The sequence below is a fragment of the Nonomuraea zeae genome, from assembly GCF_005889725.1.
Lineage (GTDB): Bacteria > Actinomycetota > Actinomycetes > Streptosporangiales > Streptosporangiaceae > Nonomuraea > Nonomuraea zeae.
Genome location: NZ_VCKX01000297.1, coordinates 1 through 14,587, shown reverse-complemented (window position 1 = coordinate 14,587; position 14,587 = coordinate 1). Strand labels below are relative to the sequence as shown.

Below are 14,587 nucleotides of genomic sequence, written 5' to 3'. Positions count from 1 at the left end.
GGGGGTGACGGTCGGGGTGGCGGTCGGCGTCGCGGCGCCGGCCGGGACCAGCCGCCACTGCTTGGTCGCCGCCGAGTCGCAGGAGTTCTGCTGGATCAGCCCGCCGGCGGCGGTCGAGTTGTCCTTGGTGTTGAGGCACTTGGCGCTGTTGGCGTTGACCACCCGGTAGGCGGACCCGGAGGCGGTCAGCGTCCACGACTGGGACGAGGCGCCCGAGCACGTCTCCTGCCGCACCGCCTTGCCGGCCGACGTGCTCGCGCCCTCGACGCCCGCGCACTTGCCGCTGTGCGCGGCCTTGAGCAGGTACCCGCCGGTGGCGGTGGCCAGGCTCCAGGTCTGGGCGGCCGACCCGTCGCAGCCGGCCTGCGCGAGCTGCACGCCGTCCGCGGTGCCGGCGGCGGGCACGCCCAGGCACAGGTTGCTGCCCGCGTTGACGAGGGTGTAGGCGCCGGGCGCGGGATCGGCTGCGGCGGCGGAGGTTCCGACGGCTAATCCGGCTACGGCGACCGCGGTCACGATGCAGATCGTGACCGCCTTCTTGTCCAACCTGCTCTTCACAGCCGAGCTCCTTGCTGGTCCGGCAGGCCGAAGATGGCCTGCGGGTCGGATCCCCCCAGCGAGTCACATATGTGAATATATCCACGTATGGAGACGTATTCCGGTAAAGAGAAGGCATCCGTCCCAGTGGATAGGCTCACCATAGGAAAGCGCTTTCCCCCTGTCAAGGCTCTCTTTCCAGTTGTGAAATGCCTCATTACTCGCGAACGGGGCCGCCCATCCCGGTCGCCCGGACAGCAGAAATCCCTGCCCGCTCTCCCCGAGAGCGGGCAGGGATGATCACATCCTGCGGCCGTCAGCCCAGCGTCCGGGCGGCCAGCCCGTGGTCACCGCCGGCGGCGATGAACGTGATCCCCGTGCCCGATACGACCGGGAACGGCGGCATCGGCACGGGTTTGCCGGTGCCCGTCTGGCCGGAGTTGTACTGGCCCCAGCCGTACGCCTCGCCCCCCGACGAGAGCGCCAGCCCGAAGGCACAGCCCGCCGCCACGTCCCTCATGCCCACAAGGCCGGGGATGACCTGCGGCTGCGTGACGACGGAGCCGGTGAAGGCCACCTGGGCCTGGGAGTTGTCGCCCCACGCCCACACCTTGCCCGATCCGTCCACCAGGTAGCTCTGCCCGCATCCGGCGGCCACCGCCCGCACCTGGCCGTAGCCGCCGATCACCTGCTGAGGGCCGAACGACGCCGTGACGGAGGTGGTCCCGTTGCCTAGCTGCCCGAAGTTGTTGGCCCCCCAGGAGAGCAGCGTGCCGTTGGCGCGTACGGCCAGCGAGTGGTAGAAGCCCGCGGCGATGTCGTAGACCGGCCCGCTGTCCTTGCCGACGAGGCCGGGCACCACGATGGGGCTCGCCTTGTCGACGCCCGTCCCGTCACCGAGCTGCCCGCGCGAGTTGGCCCCCCAGGCCAGCACGGTGAACGAGTTCCGCAGCGCCATGCTGTGGAACCAGCCGGCCTCGATGTGCGTGATGTTGCGCAGCTCGCCCAGGAGCTGCGGGGTGGCGTACGAGCCGCCGAACGACCCCAGCCCGAGCTGCCCGAACGCGTTGGACCCCCAGGCCCACACGTTTCCGTTGGCGCTGCGCGCCAGGCTGAAGCCCCAGCCCGCGGCGACCTCCACGATGCCCGTGAGGCCCACGGTCTTGACCGGCACGTTGGTGTCGGTGTGGGAGCCGTCGCCGAGCTGGCCGTTGTTGTTCTGGCCCCACGCCCACACCGTGCCGTCGGCGGCGATGGCGAGGGAGTGGGTGAGGCTGCCCGCGAGCTCGGTGAAGCCCGCCTCCTGCTGGCGTACCTCGACGGGGACCTGCTGGTCGTCGTAGCCCCCGTTGCCCAGCTGGCCGAAGGATCCGCGCCCCCACGCGATGGCGTGAGTGCTTGGTGCCGCCGCGGCCGCCGGCGCTGTGAGCGCCAACCCGGCCATGACCACGACGGCCGCAAGGGCCGCGCGCGCACGCTTGCCTAACATGAAGTCTCCTCAGGACGATCGGGCGGAGCCCGATGATTGACCTCCTCCTAGGTGCGGCCCGGAGGATTCTCATGGCTACCCGTGAGGCGTTCCATGCCGTTCCATCCGTTCCACGCGTGTGCGCCCGGGGATCGGAAGGCCGTGCGGTCAGGCCGCTTTGGGAATCAGGCCGTACGGTCAGGCCGCTTTGGGAATCAGGCCGTGCGGGTCGAGGACGTACTTGCGCGCCGCCCCCTCGTCGAACTCGTGGTAGCCGCGCGGCGCCTGGTCGAGCGGGATCGGCGTGGCGTTGACGGCCTTCGCGATCTGCACCTTGTCGTGCAGGATCGCCGTCATCAACTGCCGGTTGTACCTCATCACGGGGCACTGCCCGGTGACGAAGCTGTGCGCCTTGGCCCAGCCGAGGCCGATCCTGATCGACAGCGAGCCCTGCTTGGCGGCGTCGTCGTGCGCCCCCGGGTCTCCGGTCACGTACAGGCCGGGGATGCCCAGCGCGCCACCCGCCCGGGTGACATCCATGAGCGAGTTGAGCACGGTGGCCGGGTGTTCCTCGCCGGACTCGCGGCCGTGCCCGCGGGCCTCGAAGCCCACGGCGTCCACCGCGCAGTCGACCTCCGGGACGCCCAGAATCTCCTCGATCTGGTCCCTCGGCTCGCCCCTGGACACGTCCACGGCCTCGCAGCCGAAGCTGCGGGCCTGGTCGAGGCGCTCCTTGTTCAGGTCGCCGACGATGACCACGGCGGCCCCGAGCAGGAACGCGGAGGCGGCCGCGGCCAGCCCCACCGGACCGGCGCCCGCGATGTAGACGGTCGATCCGGGCCCCACGCCGGCGCTCACGCAGCCGTGGAAGCCGGTGGGGAAGATGTCCGTGAGCATGGCCAGATCCAGGATCTTCTCCATGGCCTGCTCCTTGTCAGGAAATTTGAGCAGATTCCAGTCCGCGTAGGGGACCAGCGCGTAGTCGGCCTGCCCGCCGACCCAGCCGCCCATGTCGACGTAGCCGTACGCCGAGCCCGGCCGGTCGGGATTGACGTTCTCGCAGATGTGGGTGTTGCGCTCCTTGCAGTTGCGGCAACGCCCGCAGGAGATGTTGAACGGCACGGACACGAGGTCGCCGGTCTTGATGAACTCCACGTCAGGGCCGGTCTCCACGACCTCGCCGGTGATCTCGTGCCCCAGGACGAGCCCCGGAGGAGCCGTGGTGCGGCCGCGGACCATGTGCTGGTCGCTGCCGCAGATGTTGGTGGCGACGGTCTTGAGTATCGCGGCGTGCGGCAGCTTGCGTCCCACGTTGGCCGGGTTGACCCCCGGGCCGTCCATGAGCTCGAACTCGGGATAGCTGGTCTCGTGCACCTCGACCTTGCCCGGGCCTTCGTAGACCACGGCCTTGTTGGCAGGCATGACGTTCCTTCCCTCGTACGCGAAGTGGGCGGTCGTGTCACCGGGTTCCACATCACCTCCCGCCAGGACGGCGGAGTGGGCGTAAGAGGATTTATGGCTTAATGTCCCATTATATCGAGAGCTATTGGATCTAGCCGGGATCCGAGCTCGCGCGCCACCCCTCGTCGAAGTCGTCGTGATCGTCCCAGCGCTGCGCCATTTCCCGGACCGCCGCCGCCGCGAAGCCGGCCAGGCGCGGGTCGCCGGACAGCAGCCCCTCCTGGCAGCGGTCGAGCGTCCGCCGGCGCGCCCGCACGTCACGCAGCGTGCGGGCCGGGTCGTGGCGGGCGATGTAGTCGGCGTCCCGCGCCGACTGGGCGTGCCCGGCCTCGCCGGTGATGCAGATGGCGCCGCGGAACGGCGACGTGCCCCCGTAGCCGACGAACTCCTGCCCGTTCGTCATGGTCACGAAGTCGTCGCCGTCGTACCACTCCTTGCCGGGATCGTAGGACCAGGGGCCGGGGGTGGCGTCGCGGGCGGCCTGCTCGTCCTCGTCGAGCCGGGCGCGGACGAAGGCGATCAGCTCGTCCACGGGTCCACGCCCTCTCGCCGCGCGCCGCTGCGCACGCGTTCGACATAGATCATGTATCCCATCGTTCCCGGTTCGGGGCCCGTTCGTCGAGGCAGGCCCGCGGGCGGGCCCGTGGACAGGCCCGCAGCCGGGCCGGCCGTCAGTCGCGCAGCCGGGCCGACGGCGCGGCGGGCGCCTTCGGCCGGCCCACCCTGGCCACGTGCAGCAGCGTACGCGGATCGGCCACGTCCAGCAGCCCGGCCAGCGCCGCCCTGGTCCGCTCGTCGTCGATGAGCTGGCTGAGCGGGTGCGTGGTGTACCCGAGGCCCGACAGGGTGAGCCAGTGCCGCATCAACAGCCGCCCCATCTCCACCTCCTGATCGACCGGCCCCACCAGCACCAGCACGTCCCCGTCGTAGTCGAGCAGCCCCCGCGAGGCCCCGGCCAGCACCCTGGGCAGGCCCAGGCGGCGCAGCGCCGGGTAGAGCGCGAGCGAGGCCCGCAGCGCGAACGCCTCCACCCTGCTCAGCGCCAGTGCCCGGTCGCTGAGCCCGTCGAGCAGGTAGCGGCGGTGGCGCCGGGTCAGCCGCAGCCACTGGCGCAGCTCCCGCGTCACCTCCCGGTCGCCGAACTGGTGCAGGTCCGCCGCGTGCAGCAGGTCCTCCAGGTCCCGGCAGGCGAGCCTGCGCATCCCGGTCAGCCGCTCCGCCGTCTCGGCGGGCAGCCCGCCCGGTTGGTACTCGCCGCGGTTCGCGCCGCGCGCCCGCACGTCCGCCGTGGTGAAGGCCGTCTCGTACGGCCGCGCCGCGGCCCGCAGGAACCCCACGCGCAGCGGCCCCGGGTCGTGGTGGAATCCGATGGACAGCCCCGCGTCCGCGCACACGATCAGGCAGCATTCGACGAACGCCCCCAGGCTGAGCCGCAGATCGCGGCCCGTGGGATCGCTGACGGGCAGCGCCCTGGACGGGTCCCAGCCCACGGCGACCTCGTCGGCGGCGTAGGTGAGCGTCCACGGCTGGGTGTTGTGCGCGCTGGGCGCACGCCAGAAGTCGGGCTCCAGCGCCCGCAGCTCTCTCACCCGAGATCCTTGCCGTAGAAGGTGTAACCGTGCAACGGGCGCCCGCCCATCGCGACGTACTGGGCGGCGGAGCCGGGGTTGGTGCGCTCGACGTACGTGCTGCGCAGCGTGTCGTATCCGCCCCTGCGCAGCCCTTCGTGCAGCTCGCGGGAGAGCAGGCGCATGTAGCCGTGCCCCTGCTCGCCCGGCACCGTGCCCTTGATGATGAGCACCGCCTCGCGGCGGTAGCGGGACCTGGTGGCCAGGAGCCGGAGCTGGTGCAGCAGGTGCAGATCGCCGCGGATCCTCGCGATGAATCGCGAGATGTCCGGCAGGCAGAGCACGAACGCGACCGGCCGCTCCGCCTTCGTCAGATACAGCAGCAGCGCCTCGTCCAGCAGGTACGCCAGCCCGTCCGTCTGCGCCGCGAGCTGCTCGGCCGAGATCTCGGTGTAGTAGCCGAGCTGCGCGAAGCTGGCGTTGAGCATCTCGCGCAGGATGGGCAGCTGCTCCTTGACCCGCCGCCGGTCGCCCCGGTGCACCCGCAGCCGCTCGGCTTCGATTCGGGCGTCGTCGAAGGCGAACACGGGCTCCGGCGGCACCGGGCAGATCCAGGTGTCGGACTCGAAGCGGCGGGCGAAGCCGTACGCCTCGTAGGCCGCCGGGTAGTAGGGGTGGTTCCAGGCGCTGTCGATGAAGCCGCGCTCGCCGAAGCCGCCGGTGATGACGCCACCCGCCTGGTTCGGCAGCAGCGAGACCGGCCCGAACGCCGCCTGCCTGCCGCCGGCCGCCCCGGCGGCGCAGATGCCGTCGAACAGCTCCTCCGCCGCCTCCGCCACGAACTCGGTCAGCCCGAAGAGCTGCGTGGCCCGGCCCAGCTTGGCGTCCAGGGCGGCGTCGGTGTGCAGCGTGGTCCTGGCCACCACCTGCCCGTTGCGCCGCAGCAGGAACAGGCCGACGCCCTGGCGGTGCCAGGTGCGTACCTGGGCGTGCAGCGGCGGGACGAACCGCGGCTCGCCCGCGTAGACGCGGTCGGTCAGCGCCAGGAATTCGCGCAGGTCAGCTCGCGTCTCGACGGGCCGCAGCCCGGCTGCGCGCCCGGCGCTCACCCGCGCCTCACCCGCGGGCCGTCGCCGTCCTCGCCGGACAGCGGGGTGAACGTCGCGATGTGCGCCATCGGCCCGCCCTCCGCGCGCCAGACGCCGTTGCTGTAGCCCTCCGGCTCGGCGTTGTAGAGGCGGATGTATCCCGCCGTGGCGTTCTTCGTGCCGTCCGTCACCCACTGCATGAGCTTGCGGTGGTGCCGGCTGCGCGCGAAGCGCAGCAGCGCGTCGCGGTCCTCGAAGAAGGCCAGAGTCCCGAGCGTGAACGGGAACTCCCAGTACACCTTGTGCCAGCGGTAGCCGCGCATCCGCTTCATGTCGCGGACCATCCGGAACCACGTCAGCGTGAGCGTGAGAATCGACAGCGGCCCCCGGTAGCGGGTCGCCCCGACGAACATCGCCGTGGCCTGCCCCTGCGGCGGGGCCTTGCTGAAATCCGTGGTCCTCATGCGTCCTTCACCAGGTAGATGTTCTTCATCTTGGTGAGCCCGGCGAACGGCCCCTCGTCCAGGCCGTAGACCTTGACCCGCAGGTCGGCGGCCGTCGGGTCCTCCTTGAGCGACTCGGCGAAGTCGCGCGAGACCGCGCTCAGGTGGGCGGCGACCCCCTTGCGGCAGATGTCCGCCAGCAGCTCGCGGTCGGCCTCGCCGCGCAGCTCGATGTTGATCACCGGCCGGTACTCCAGACCGGGCAGCTCCTCCAGCGACAGGCAGAACCGGTTGATCGCGGAGGCGTACGGGTTGCCCTGGTAGAGGCCGTACTCGACGTCCTGCGGGTACAGGTTGGCGCCCATGTAGGAGATCGTCGAGTCCTTGCGGCCGAACAGGAACAGCAGCGGGAGGTTCATCCGCTCGTCGGTCCACGCGCTCTCGTACGCCTCGTCGCCCAGCGCCCGCCTGACCTCGGCGAGGGTGTGCAGCCGGGCCTCGTCGCCGACGTTGTAGCGGAGCTTGGGCTGCAGGCACGTCTTGGTGTTGATGGTGCACAGCAGCTCGCCGTCCGCGTTCACCTCCAGGAACGTCTCCAGCGGGTTGTAGTGGAAGATCATCGGCAGCCGCTGCTCGCCCGGCCCGAGCAGCCGGTCGCGTAATCCCTGGTCGGCGGCCAGACGCCGGCGCAGCGCCACGCTGAACCCGCTCTCCGCGCCCATCCCGATCGTCAGGTCGCTCGCGCCGTAGCCGGAGCGGACCTCCTCGAACCGCTCCTCCAGGTAGTCGCGCAGCGCCTCCGTCATGCCCTCGCCGCCGACCATGCCGCGCACGCGGTAGTCCGCCCAGGGGAAGCCCGCCTCGTCGAGGCGGTCGCGCAGATGCTTGAGGAACGGCGGGTACGCCGTCACCACGTAGTCGTAGCCCGGGCCGAAGTGCTCCAGCGTATCGGCGATCTTCTCCAGGTCGGGGCCGGTGTTCTTGACCATCGCGATCCTGGTCATCGCCGTGCCCGTGGTGGTGCCGGTGGCCCAGGCGCCCATCGAGTACGCGTTGATCACGAACAGCTTCCTGCCGGGGAAGACCAGCTCGATGTACCCGGCGGCGTTGCGGTAGATGCCCTTGAGCTCGCGCGGCCCGCGTACCCAGTTGTAGGGCTTGCCGCTGGAGCCCGACGACTCGTCCACGATCACGCCGGCCCGGTGCAGCCTGCCCTCCTGGCAGCGGCTCTCCTCGTCGTACACCCCGGCGTAGTTCTGCTTGGTCGTCTCCGGGAAGTCGGCCAGCCTCCTCGCCTGCCCGGCGCCGCGCGTACGCAGGAAGTCCCGGTAGGCCGGGACGTCCACGGCGGCGAACTGGCAGGCCAGCCTGGCGTGCCGGGCGGCCACCCGGTCGAGCGCGGGATGGTAGCCGCGGGCGACCATCCGCCAGATGGCGGGGTGCAGGGCGCCCAGGCGGTACGCGCCGGTGAGGGACCAGGAATAGGCCTGGAGCCGGGCCCTTCGCCAGCGCTGGCGGAGGGTGAGCGGCCCGAGGACGGGGCTGAGGCGGGTCATGACGGGTGAGATTAGTGGGACTGGATGAAAGCTCGCTTTACACCCACTTTCATCATCTTCTTCGTGAGACCGCTAATGCGGAAGGGATCTTTCCGCATCACCCTCTACCGTGGGTGGGACTTGACGGAGGAGGACCTGATGATCGAAATGTCGTGGCCGCAGGTGAGCGCCCGGCGGCTGGAGCGGGCCGGGCTCGGCGCGGGACGGCCCGCGACGGGCACCGGATTGGCCACGGTGGAGGGCCCAGCGGAGGGCCCAGTGGAGGGCCCAGTGGAGGGCCCAGTGGAGGACATCGTGGCGGCCATGTGCGGGGCGCACGCTCAGGTGATGTCGGCCGCCGAGGCGTCCATCGGCCTGCGGGCGGACGGCGTGACGCGGGCTCATGTGCGCGCGGCACTGTGGGGTGAGGGGCGCAGCCTGGTCAAGACGCACGGGCCGCGCGGCACCGTGCATCTCCTGCCCGCCCGCGACCTGCCGATGTGGGTGAGCGCGATGTCGTCGTTGCCCGGTGCCCACACCGCGGCGCCCAAGTCCATCAGGATGACGGCCGAGCAGACCGACCAGGTGGTGGCGGCGATCCGCGAAGTGCTGGCCCCGGCCGCGATGACGATCGACGAGCTGAGCGAGGCGGTCATCGCGGCCACCGGGCCCTGGGCCGGTGATCTCGTCATGCCCGCGTTCCAGGGCTGGTGGCCGCGCTGGCGGATGGTGATGCACGTGGCCGCGCATCGGGGCGCGTTCGTCTTCGGGCCGGTGCGTGGCCGCAAGGTCACCTACACCGCCGCTCCCGAGCTCGCGCCCGTGACCGACGGGCTGGGGGCGCTCGTGCGGAGATATCTGGCGGCGTACGGGCCCGCCACGCCCGACCAGTTCGCCCAGTGGGCCGGCGGGCCGGTGAAGTGGGCGGCGCAGGCGTTCTCGGCGGAGGAGCTGGAAGAGGTCGTCTTCGAGGGGAAGCGGGCCTGGGTGCTGGCGGGTGACACGGAGGTGCCCGCGGATCCGCCGAGGGGCGTGCGGCTGCTGCCGTACTTCGACGCGTACGTGGTGGCGGGGCGGCCCCGTGAGCTGCTCTACCCGGGGGCGGCGGCCGCGCGGGCGCTGAACGGCGGGCAGGCGGGCAACTTCCCCGTGCTGCTCGTGGACGGGGTCGTCGGCGGCGTGTGGCACCAGCGGCGGTCCGGCAGCAAGATCGACATCACCGTGGAGCCGCTCGGCGACCTCACCGCCGCCCAGCTCCGCGAGCTCGACGAGCAGGTGGACCGGGTGGGCGAGGTGATGGAGGGGCGGCCGCGCCTGACCATCGGCCCGGTCACCGTGGGCGGCCACGCCTGACCTTCCGCTCGATGTCCCTAACACTCCCTTTTTGCGTCATAATAGGGAGCGATATGGAGCAATACACCGTAGATCAGGTGGCGGACCTGCTGGGTCTGCACGTCAAGACCGTGCGTAACTACGTACGCGACGGGCGGCTGCCCGCCGTCAGGATCGGCAAGCAGTACCGGATCTCCAAGCTTGACCTGGCGGAGTTCGCCGGGCTGCCCGAGGTCGCTCCGGCGCGGCGGCATGCCGAGGTGTCCAGCATCGTGCAGGTGGACGGCATCGACCGGCGCGAGATGGACCGGCTCAGCACGATGGTCATGAGCTCCCTGGCGGGCGAGCCGCACGGGCTGCGGGTGGAGTTCGTCTACGACGAGGGACGGGCGCACCTGAAGATCATCGTGCTGGGAGGGCTGGAGGCGAGCGCGCAGGTGCTCAGAATCGTCGACGCGATGGTGAGGGAGTGACCCGTGGGCGAACACGTCCCGTCGGATCGGAATTCAGGGGACTCGGGGGAAACCGTCATGCTTGACGATGGGGTGCTCGTCTGCGAGCCGGACGGCCCGCGCCTGCGCCAGGAGCGCGACGCGCTCGACCTCATCGGGGCGGCCTTCGGGCGCGGCGCCAGGTGGGTGGCCGTGCCCGCCGAGCGCCTGCACGACGACTTCTTCGTCCTGCGCACTGGTGTGGCGGGGGAGATGGTGCAGAAGTTCGCCCAGTACCGGCTGGGGATGGCGATCGTGGGGGACATCTCACGCTTCACCGACGCCAGCTCGGCGCTGCGCGCGTGGGTGGTCGAGTCGAACCGGGGCGGGCAGCTCTGGTTCGTCCGCGACCTGGAGGAGCTGGCCGAACGCCGCTCGGCCGGCGACTGACCTTCGCCCCGCCGGGAGTGGTCGGCGACTGGTCTTAGCGCGGCTGAGGTGTCGGGCAGCTGGGCGTTGTGCGGCCGGGGTGTCAGGCGGTCTTCGCCGCCGCCTCGATGCCGTCGAGCAGCACGCGGAGGCCGACCGCGAACGTCTCACCCACCCGGCGCTCCAGGTACGGCTCGTCCGTAGGGGGCTCGTCGTCCTCCGACTCCACCCAGGTCACCATGGGGAAGCGGGTGGCGAACCCCGGCGCCACCTCCTCCAGCAGCTGCGAGCGCGCCTGCCACCACTCCTCGTCCGAGACCCCGGTCGCCGACGGGGCCAGCCGCGACTCCGCCACCGTCTTGGCCGCACCCCGTACGAAGTCGAACAGCAGCGCCACCACGCCGCGCAGCCTGCTGGGCCGCAGGCCGGTCTCGCGCAGGATGCCGACCACGCTCTCCAGCGCCGCGAACTCGTTGGGCCCCAGCACCGGCCGCGCCTGCGACACCTGCAGCACCCACGGATGCCGTACGTAGCAGGCCAGCGCGTGCTCGGCCCAGGAGGAGACGGCCGGGCGCCAGCCGCCGCTCAGGTCGTAACCGGAGGGCAGCTCGGCCATGGCCTTGTCGTACATCAGGTCGACCAGCTCGCCCTTGCTCGGGACGTAGGTGTAGAGCGCCATCCCGGTGCGGCCGAGCCGCTCGCCGACCTTGCGCATGGACAGGGCCGCCATGCCCTCGCTGTCGGCCAGGTCGATCGCGGCGTCCACGATCTCGTCCACGCTCAGCCCCGGCTTGGGCCCCGGCCGCACCTCGCCGGGCTCGCCGCTGCGCCACAGCAACGCCATCGAACGGCGCGCGTCACCCTGACCCGCGAAGACGACCACCGCGGAACTCCCCATGCCAGCGAACTCTTTACGGCATAAGGATATCAGTGGTGGTCACCTGTCACTCGTCACCGCGATCATCTCACGATGGAAAGGGATGGAAAGGGGCGCCCGGCGCCGCACCGGGCGTGGAGAGGGAGACGCTGCCGAGGGCCCCGGTGCCGGTCCTGGAAATCGCCGGCCCCGGTGCCGGTCCCGGAAACCGCCAGTCCCGACGCCTGCCCCGGAGAGCGCCGGTCCCGGAAAACGCCGGTCCCGGTGTCCGCGCGGCGGGCACCGGGACAGAGGTGAAGGCGAAGGGTCAGCGGCCGACGCCGATGCCGGCACCTGGGCCGAAGCCGTGGCCTACCCAGTTACCGTTGCCGCTGGTGGGCCAGTTGCGGTGCTTCCAGTGGTGCTCGCCCCAGCTGTCGTGCCCATGGCCGTGGTGGTCGTGGTCGTGCTTCCAGCCCCAGCCGTAGACTGCTCCGCCCTTGCAGCCGTCGGCGTCGCGGGTGCCGGCGTACACGCCGTGCTTCGTGACGTGGTGGTAGGTGGTGTCTTCGTTCACCCCGAGGCCGCAGTGGTCCGGGTACTGGTGGTTCCAGTCGGTCCAGGTGTCGGCGGCGGCGGTGCCGGCGGTCCCGAACACCACGGCCGCGGCGAGCAGCGCACCGCCGGCGGCGATGAGGCTACCTTTCATGATCTCCCCCTGTAACACGAAGTGACATCGGCCATCACTCTATGTAGCGATCTTGTGGTAGCCGTGCAGCGCCACGCCCGGTTTCGTCCAACGGGGGGCCGTTGACCGGCAAACTCGGGAGGTGTCACCGGTCGCGGTCGTACGCCGCCGTACGCGGCCGTACGCGGGGAACCGGCCGCATAAAGCGCCTTGTGCCGCCCCTGCCCACCCCCTTTTCCTGCCTCCATGTCCGTTCCCTGCCTTGCCTCAGCCCGCTTCGGTGAAGAACTCGGCCAGCACCGGCGCCAGCGTCTGCGGGTCGGCGTCGTGCGCGCGGCCGGGGACGCTGCGGTGCCGGGCACCGGGGACGGTCCTCGCCATATCGGCGGCGGACGAGCGCAGCGGCTGCGAGCTGGCCAGGCTGTCGACGACGAGCGTGGGCACCGTGACGGCGGCGTACCGGGTGAGCGTGGCCGAGCTCGTGAGCGTGGTGTCGTATACGAGGGTGGGCGCGATGGCCTCCAGTGCGGCGCGGAACGGCGAGGTGCGCATGCCCGCGACCATCTCGGCCGGGATGCCGATCGCGGTCTGGAACGCCTCGACCGCCGCACCCCGCTCACCCGCCCGCACCAGCTCGTCGAGCCGCTTGACCAGGTCGGCGGCCGTGGCGTCCCCGACCGGCGGCGGCTCGAACAGCGCCAGCTTCGCGATCCCCGCGCCGCGCAGGCTCGTCTCCAGGGCCAGGATCGCGCCCGAGGAGTGACCGAAGACGTAGGCCGTGCCGCCCGCGCACTCGATCAGGGCGGCGAGATCCGCCGCCTCCCGCTCGACGCTGAGGGGAGCGGCGACGCTGAGGGCGTCGGCATCGGGGGTGTCGGAGCTGAGGGGGTCGGCGGCCAGGGTGCCGGTGTCGTCGCTGTCGCCCCGCCCCCGCCGGTCGTAGGTGTAGACGGTGAAGTCGCGGGCCAGCTCGGCCGCCAGCGGCCCGGCCGGGCCCGCGCCCCGGTAGCACATGGCCCCGTCCACCAGGATGATCGCAGGTCCCGTGCCTGTGCGGTCGAAGACGATGCGGGTTCCATCGGGAGAGGTGACGGTGTTCATGGGAGGTGTTCCTTTCTCGTGCTCCTGACGTCGCACCGACGAACGGGATGCCTCAGGACAGACACTCTCCGGAGAACAAGTCAGGAACGAGCGGTCACCGAGAAGAGGTCTCCACGGCGGCGAGATAGGCGTAGATGGCGTCGCGGTTGCGGGACAGGCACTCGATGCGCTGCTGGAGCCGACCGGCCTCGCCCCTGAGCAGGTCGGCGAGCTCGGGGGTGAGGCATTGCGGGTGAAGGTGGATCTCGTCGGGCTTGTCCAGGAACGGCAGGATGCGGCGAATGATCTCCGTGGTGAGGCCGGAGTCGAGCAGGCCGCGGATCTGCTGGACGCGGTGGACGGCCGTGCCGGGGTAGTGGCGGTAGCCGTTCTCGGCGCGCTCGGGGTGGAGGAGGTCCTGCTCCTCGTAGTAGCGCAGCATCCTGGTGGGGACGCCGGTGCGCCGGGACAGCTCGCCGATCCTCATCGCGTACCCCGATCGTCCGGATTTGCCTTCACATTGATGTGAAGGTTTCAGCATATGCGCATGACTGGGACGACGATCGCCGGCGCGCCTCGCGTCGGAAGAATGCCGTGGCCGGGGCTGCTGGCGCTGTTCTCGGCGGCGTTCGCGGCGGTCATGACGGAGCTGCTGCCCGCCGGGCTGCTGCCGCAGATCGGGGCGGCGCTGGGGGTGTCGCAGGCGCAGGTCGGGTTCCTCGTGACAGGGTACGCGGTGGCGTCGTTCCTGGCGGCGATCCCGCTGACGGCGTTGCTGCGCGGGCTGCCCCGGCGGCCGGTGCTGGTGGGGGCCCTGACCGGGTTCGCCGTCTGCAACGGGGTGACGGCGCTGTCGTCGTCGTACGCGGTCACCTTCGGGGCCCGGGTGCTGGCCGGTGTGATGGGCGGGATCCTGTGGGCGATGCTGGTCGGGTACGCGGCGCGGATGGTGCCGCCGGAGCGCCGCGGGCGGGCGATCGCGATCGTGTCCGCGGGGATCACGGTGGCGCTGTGCGCGGGGATCCCGGCGGGCGCGGCGCTGGCGTCGGCGTTCGGGTGGCGGGCCGCGTTCGGCGGCCTGGCCGTCGTGGCGGTCGTGCTGGTGGGGTGGGTGCGGTGGCAGGTGCCGAACTTCCCCGGCGAGGCGGCCGCGGCCCGGGTGCCGCTGCGGCGGGTCGCGGTCATCCCTGGGATCCGGACCGTGCTGGGGGTGACGCTGCTGGTGCTGGTGGGACATCAGACGATGTACACGTATGTGGCGGCGTTCGCGGAGCTGACAGGGGCGGTGCGGACGAGCGTGGTCCTGCTCGCATTCGGGGCGGGCACGGTGGCGGGGATCTGGGTGATCGGGGCGGTGATCGACCGGTTCCTGCGGGTGTCGCTCGTGGTGGTGCTGGCGGTGGTGGCGGGGGCGATGACGGTGCTGGGGCTCTTCTCTGGGACGGAGCCCGGGTACGCGGACGCGCTCGGCGGGGCGGCGGTGTTGTTGACGGTCGCGGTGGGGCTCTGGGGGGCGGCCTTCGGCGGGGTGCCGACGCTGCTGCAGACGGCCCTGGTGAACGCGTCGGGGCCGGGGAACGCGGATGTGGCCACGTCCATGCAGACCACGGTGTACAACGCGGGCATCGCGGCGGGCTCGCTGGCCGGCGGGGTGGTGCTGGAGGGCGCCGG

At 71.3% G+C, this 14,587-nt stretch carries 16 protein-coding genes; 4 read left to right on the top strand and 12 right to left on the bottom strand.

The window, feature by feature from the left end; translation table 11 throughout:
• From ETD85_RS50970 to ETD85_RS50935, 8 genes are all read right to left on the bottom strand, one after another.
• The coding region (locus ETD85_RS50970) for an RICIN domain-containing protein (protein ID WP_170247296.1) at positions 1–558 on the bottom strand (558 nt) is incomplete at its 3' end.
• Positions 559–853: 295 nt separating this feature from the next.
• Complete coding sequence (locus ETD85_RS50965; protein WP_138697081.1) at positions 854–2,026, bottom strand: RCC1 domain-containing protein; 1,173 nt, start codon at positions 2,024–2,026, stop codon at positions 854–856.
• 177 nt (positions 2,027–2,203) lie between these two features.
• Positions 2,204–3,427 (bottom strand): formaldehyde dehydrogenase, glutathione-independent, encoded by a 1,224-nt coding sequence (fdhA, locus tag ETD85_RS50960; RefSeq protein WP_138697080.1) that lies wholly within the window; start codon positions 3,425–3,427, stop codon positions 2,204–2,206.
• Positions 3,428–3,557: 130 nt separating this feature from the next.
• Complete coding sequence (locus ETD85_RS50955) at positions 3,558–3,998, bottom strand: DUF6221 family protein (protein ID WP_138697079.1); 441 nt, start codon at positions 3,996–3,998, stop codon at positions 3,558–3,560.
• Positions 3,999–4,137: 139 nt separating this feature from the next.
• Positions 4,138–5,055, bottom strand: coding sequence for a nitroreductase family protein (locus tag ETD85_RS50950; RefSeq protein WP_138697078.1), 918 nt, complete (start codon positions 5,053–5,055; stop codon positions 4,138–4,140).
• Complete coding sequence (locus tag ETD85_RS50945) at positions 5,052–6,143, bottom strand: hypothetical protein (protein WP_206059395.1); 1,092 nt, start codon at positions 6,141–6,143, stop codon at positions 5,052–5,054. Before ETD85_RS50945 ends, ETD85_RS50950 begins: the two co-directional genes overlap by 4 nt.
• On the bottom strand, positions 6,140–6,586 hold the full coding sequence (locus ETD85_RS50940; protein WP_138697077.1) for a DUF4188 domain-containing protein: 447 nt from the start codon (positions 6,584–6,586) through the stop codon (positions 6,140–6,142). The genes ETD85_RS50945 and ETD85_RS50940 overlap by 4 nt, the downstream gene beginning before the upstream one ends.
• Positions 6,583–8,121 (bottom strand): phenylacetate--CoA ligase family protein, encoded by a 1,539-nt coding sequence (locus tag ETD85_RS50935; protein ID WP_138697076.1) that lies wholly within the window; start codon positions 8,119–8,121, stop codon positions 6,583–6,585. Before ETD85_RS50935 ends, ETD85_RS50940 begins: the two co-directional genes overlap by 4 nt.
• Positions 8,122–8,259: 138 nt before the next feature.
• Here ETD85_RS50935 and ETD85_RS50930 point away from each other — a divergent pair, with 138 nt between their 5' ends.
• Genes ETD85_RS50930 through ETD85_RS50920 form a run of 3 tightly spaced genes read left to right on the top strand, consistent with a single transcriptional unit; the run spans position 8,260 to position 10,313 of the window.
• Entirely contained in the window at positions 8,260–9,453 is a 1,194-nt protein-coding gene (locus ETD85_RS50930) for a winged helix DNA-binding domain-containing protein (RefSeq protein ID WP_138697075.1), read from the top strand.
• Between the two features lie 53 nt (positions 9,454–9,506).
• Positions 9,507–9,905 (top strand): helix-turn-helix domain-containing protein, encoded by a 399-nt coding sequence (locus ETD85_RS50925; RefSeq protein ID WP_138697074.1) that lies wholly within the window; start codon positions 9,507–9,509, stop codon positions 9,903–9,905.
• A gap of 57 nt (positions 9,906–9,962) precedes the next feature.
• Complete coding sequence (locus ETD85_RS50920; RefSeq protein ID WP_138697073.1) at positions 9,963–10,313, top strand: DUF4180 domain-containing protein; 351 nt, start codon at positions 9,963–9,965, stop codon at positions 10,311–10,313.
• A gap of 82 nt (positions 10,314–10,395) precedes the next feature.
• On the opposite strand, the gene ETD85_RS50915 is transcribed toward ETD85_RS50920, so the two are convergent.
• The 4 genes from ETD85_RS50915 to ETD85_RS50900 form a co-directional block, all read right to left on the bottom strand.
• Positions 10,396–11,175: a TetR/AcrR family transcriptional regulator gene (locus ETD85_RS50915; protein WP_138697082.1), complete on the bottom strand. Its 780-nt coding sequence runs from the start codon at positions 11,173–11,175 to the stop codon at positions 10,396–10,398.
• Between the two features lie 301 nt (positions 11,176–11,476).
• Positions 11,477–11,857, bottom strand: a complete 381-nt coding sequence (locus ETD85_RS50910) for a hypothetical protein (protein WP_138697072.1) — start codon at positions 11,855–11,857, stop codon at positions 11,477–11,479.
• A 246-nt stretch (positions 11,858–12,103) separates the two neighbouring features.
• Complete coding sequence (locus tag ETD85_RS50905) at positions 12,104–12,937, bottom strand: alpha/beta fold hydrolase (RefSeq protein WP_138697071.1); 834 nt, start codon at positions 12,935–12,937, stop codon at positions 12,104–12,106.
• A gap of 94 nt (positions 12,938–13,031) precedes the next feature.
• Positions 13,032–13,403, bottom strand: a complete 372-nt coding sequence (locus ETD85_RS50900; protein ID WP_138697070.1) for a MerR family transcriptional regulator — start codon at positions 13,401–13,403, stop codon at positions 13,032–13,034.
• Between the two features lie 60 nt (positions 13,404–13,463).
• Here ETD85_RS50900 and ETD85_RS50895 point away from each other — a divergent pair.
• The coding region (locus tag ETD85_RS50895; RefSeq protein WP_138697069.1) for an MFS transporter at positions 13,464–14,587 on the top strand (1,124 nt) is incomplete at its 3' end.

Bases quoted from the DNA above. Each gene is read 5' to 3' on its own strand.
- ETD85_RS50935 (WP_138697076.1), bottom strand. From the start codon at position 8,121: ATGACCCGCCTCAGCCCCGTCCTCGGGCCGCTCACCCTCCGCCAGCGC.
- fdhA (WP_138697080.1), bottom strand. From the start codon at position 3,427: ATGCCTGCCAACAAGGCCGTGGTCTACGAAGGCCCGGGCAAGGTCGAG.
- ETD85_RS50905 (WP_138697071.1), bottom strand. From the start codon at position 12,937: ATGAACACCGTCACCTCTCCCGATGGAACCCGCATCGTCTTCGACCGC.
- ETD85_RS50910 (WP_138697072.1), bottom strand. From the start codon at position 11,857: ATGAAAGGTAGCCTCATCGCCGCCGGCGGTGCGCTGCTCGCCGCGGCC.
- ETD85_RS50900 (WP_138697070.1), bottom strand. From the start codon at position 13,403: ATGAGGATCGGCGAGCTGTCCCGGCGCACCGGCGTCCCCACCAGGATG.
- ETD85_RS50925 (WP_138697074.1), top strand. From the start codon at position 9,507: ATGGAGCAATACACCGTAGATCAGGTGGCGGACCTGCTGGGTCTGCAC.
- ETD85_RS50920 (WP_138697073.1), top strand. From the start codon at position 9,963: ATGCTTGACGATGGGGTGCTCGTCTGCGAGCCGGACGGCCCGCGCCTG.
- ETD85_RS50965 (WP_138697081.1), bottom strand. From the start codon at position 2,026: ATGTTAGGCAAGCGTGCGCGCGCGGCCCTTGCGGCCGTCGTGGTCATG.
- ETD85_RS50940 (WP_138697077.1), bottom strand. From the start codon at position 6,586: ATGAGGACCACGGATTTCAGCAAGGCCCCGCCGCAGGGGCAGGCCACG.
- ETD85_RS50930 (WP_138697075.1), top strand. From the start codon at position 8,260: ATGATCGAAATGTCGTGGCCGCAGGTGAGCGCCCGGCGGCTGGAGCGG.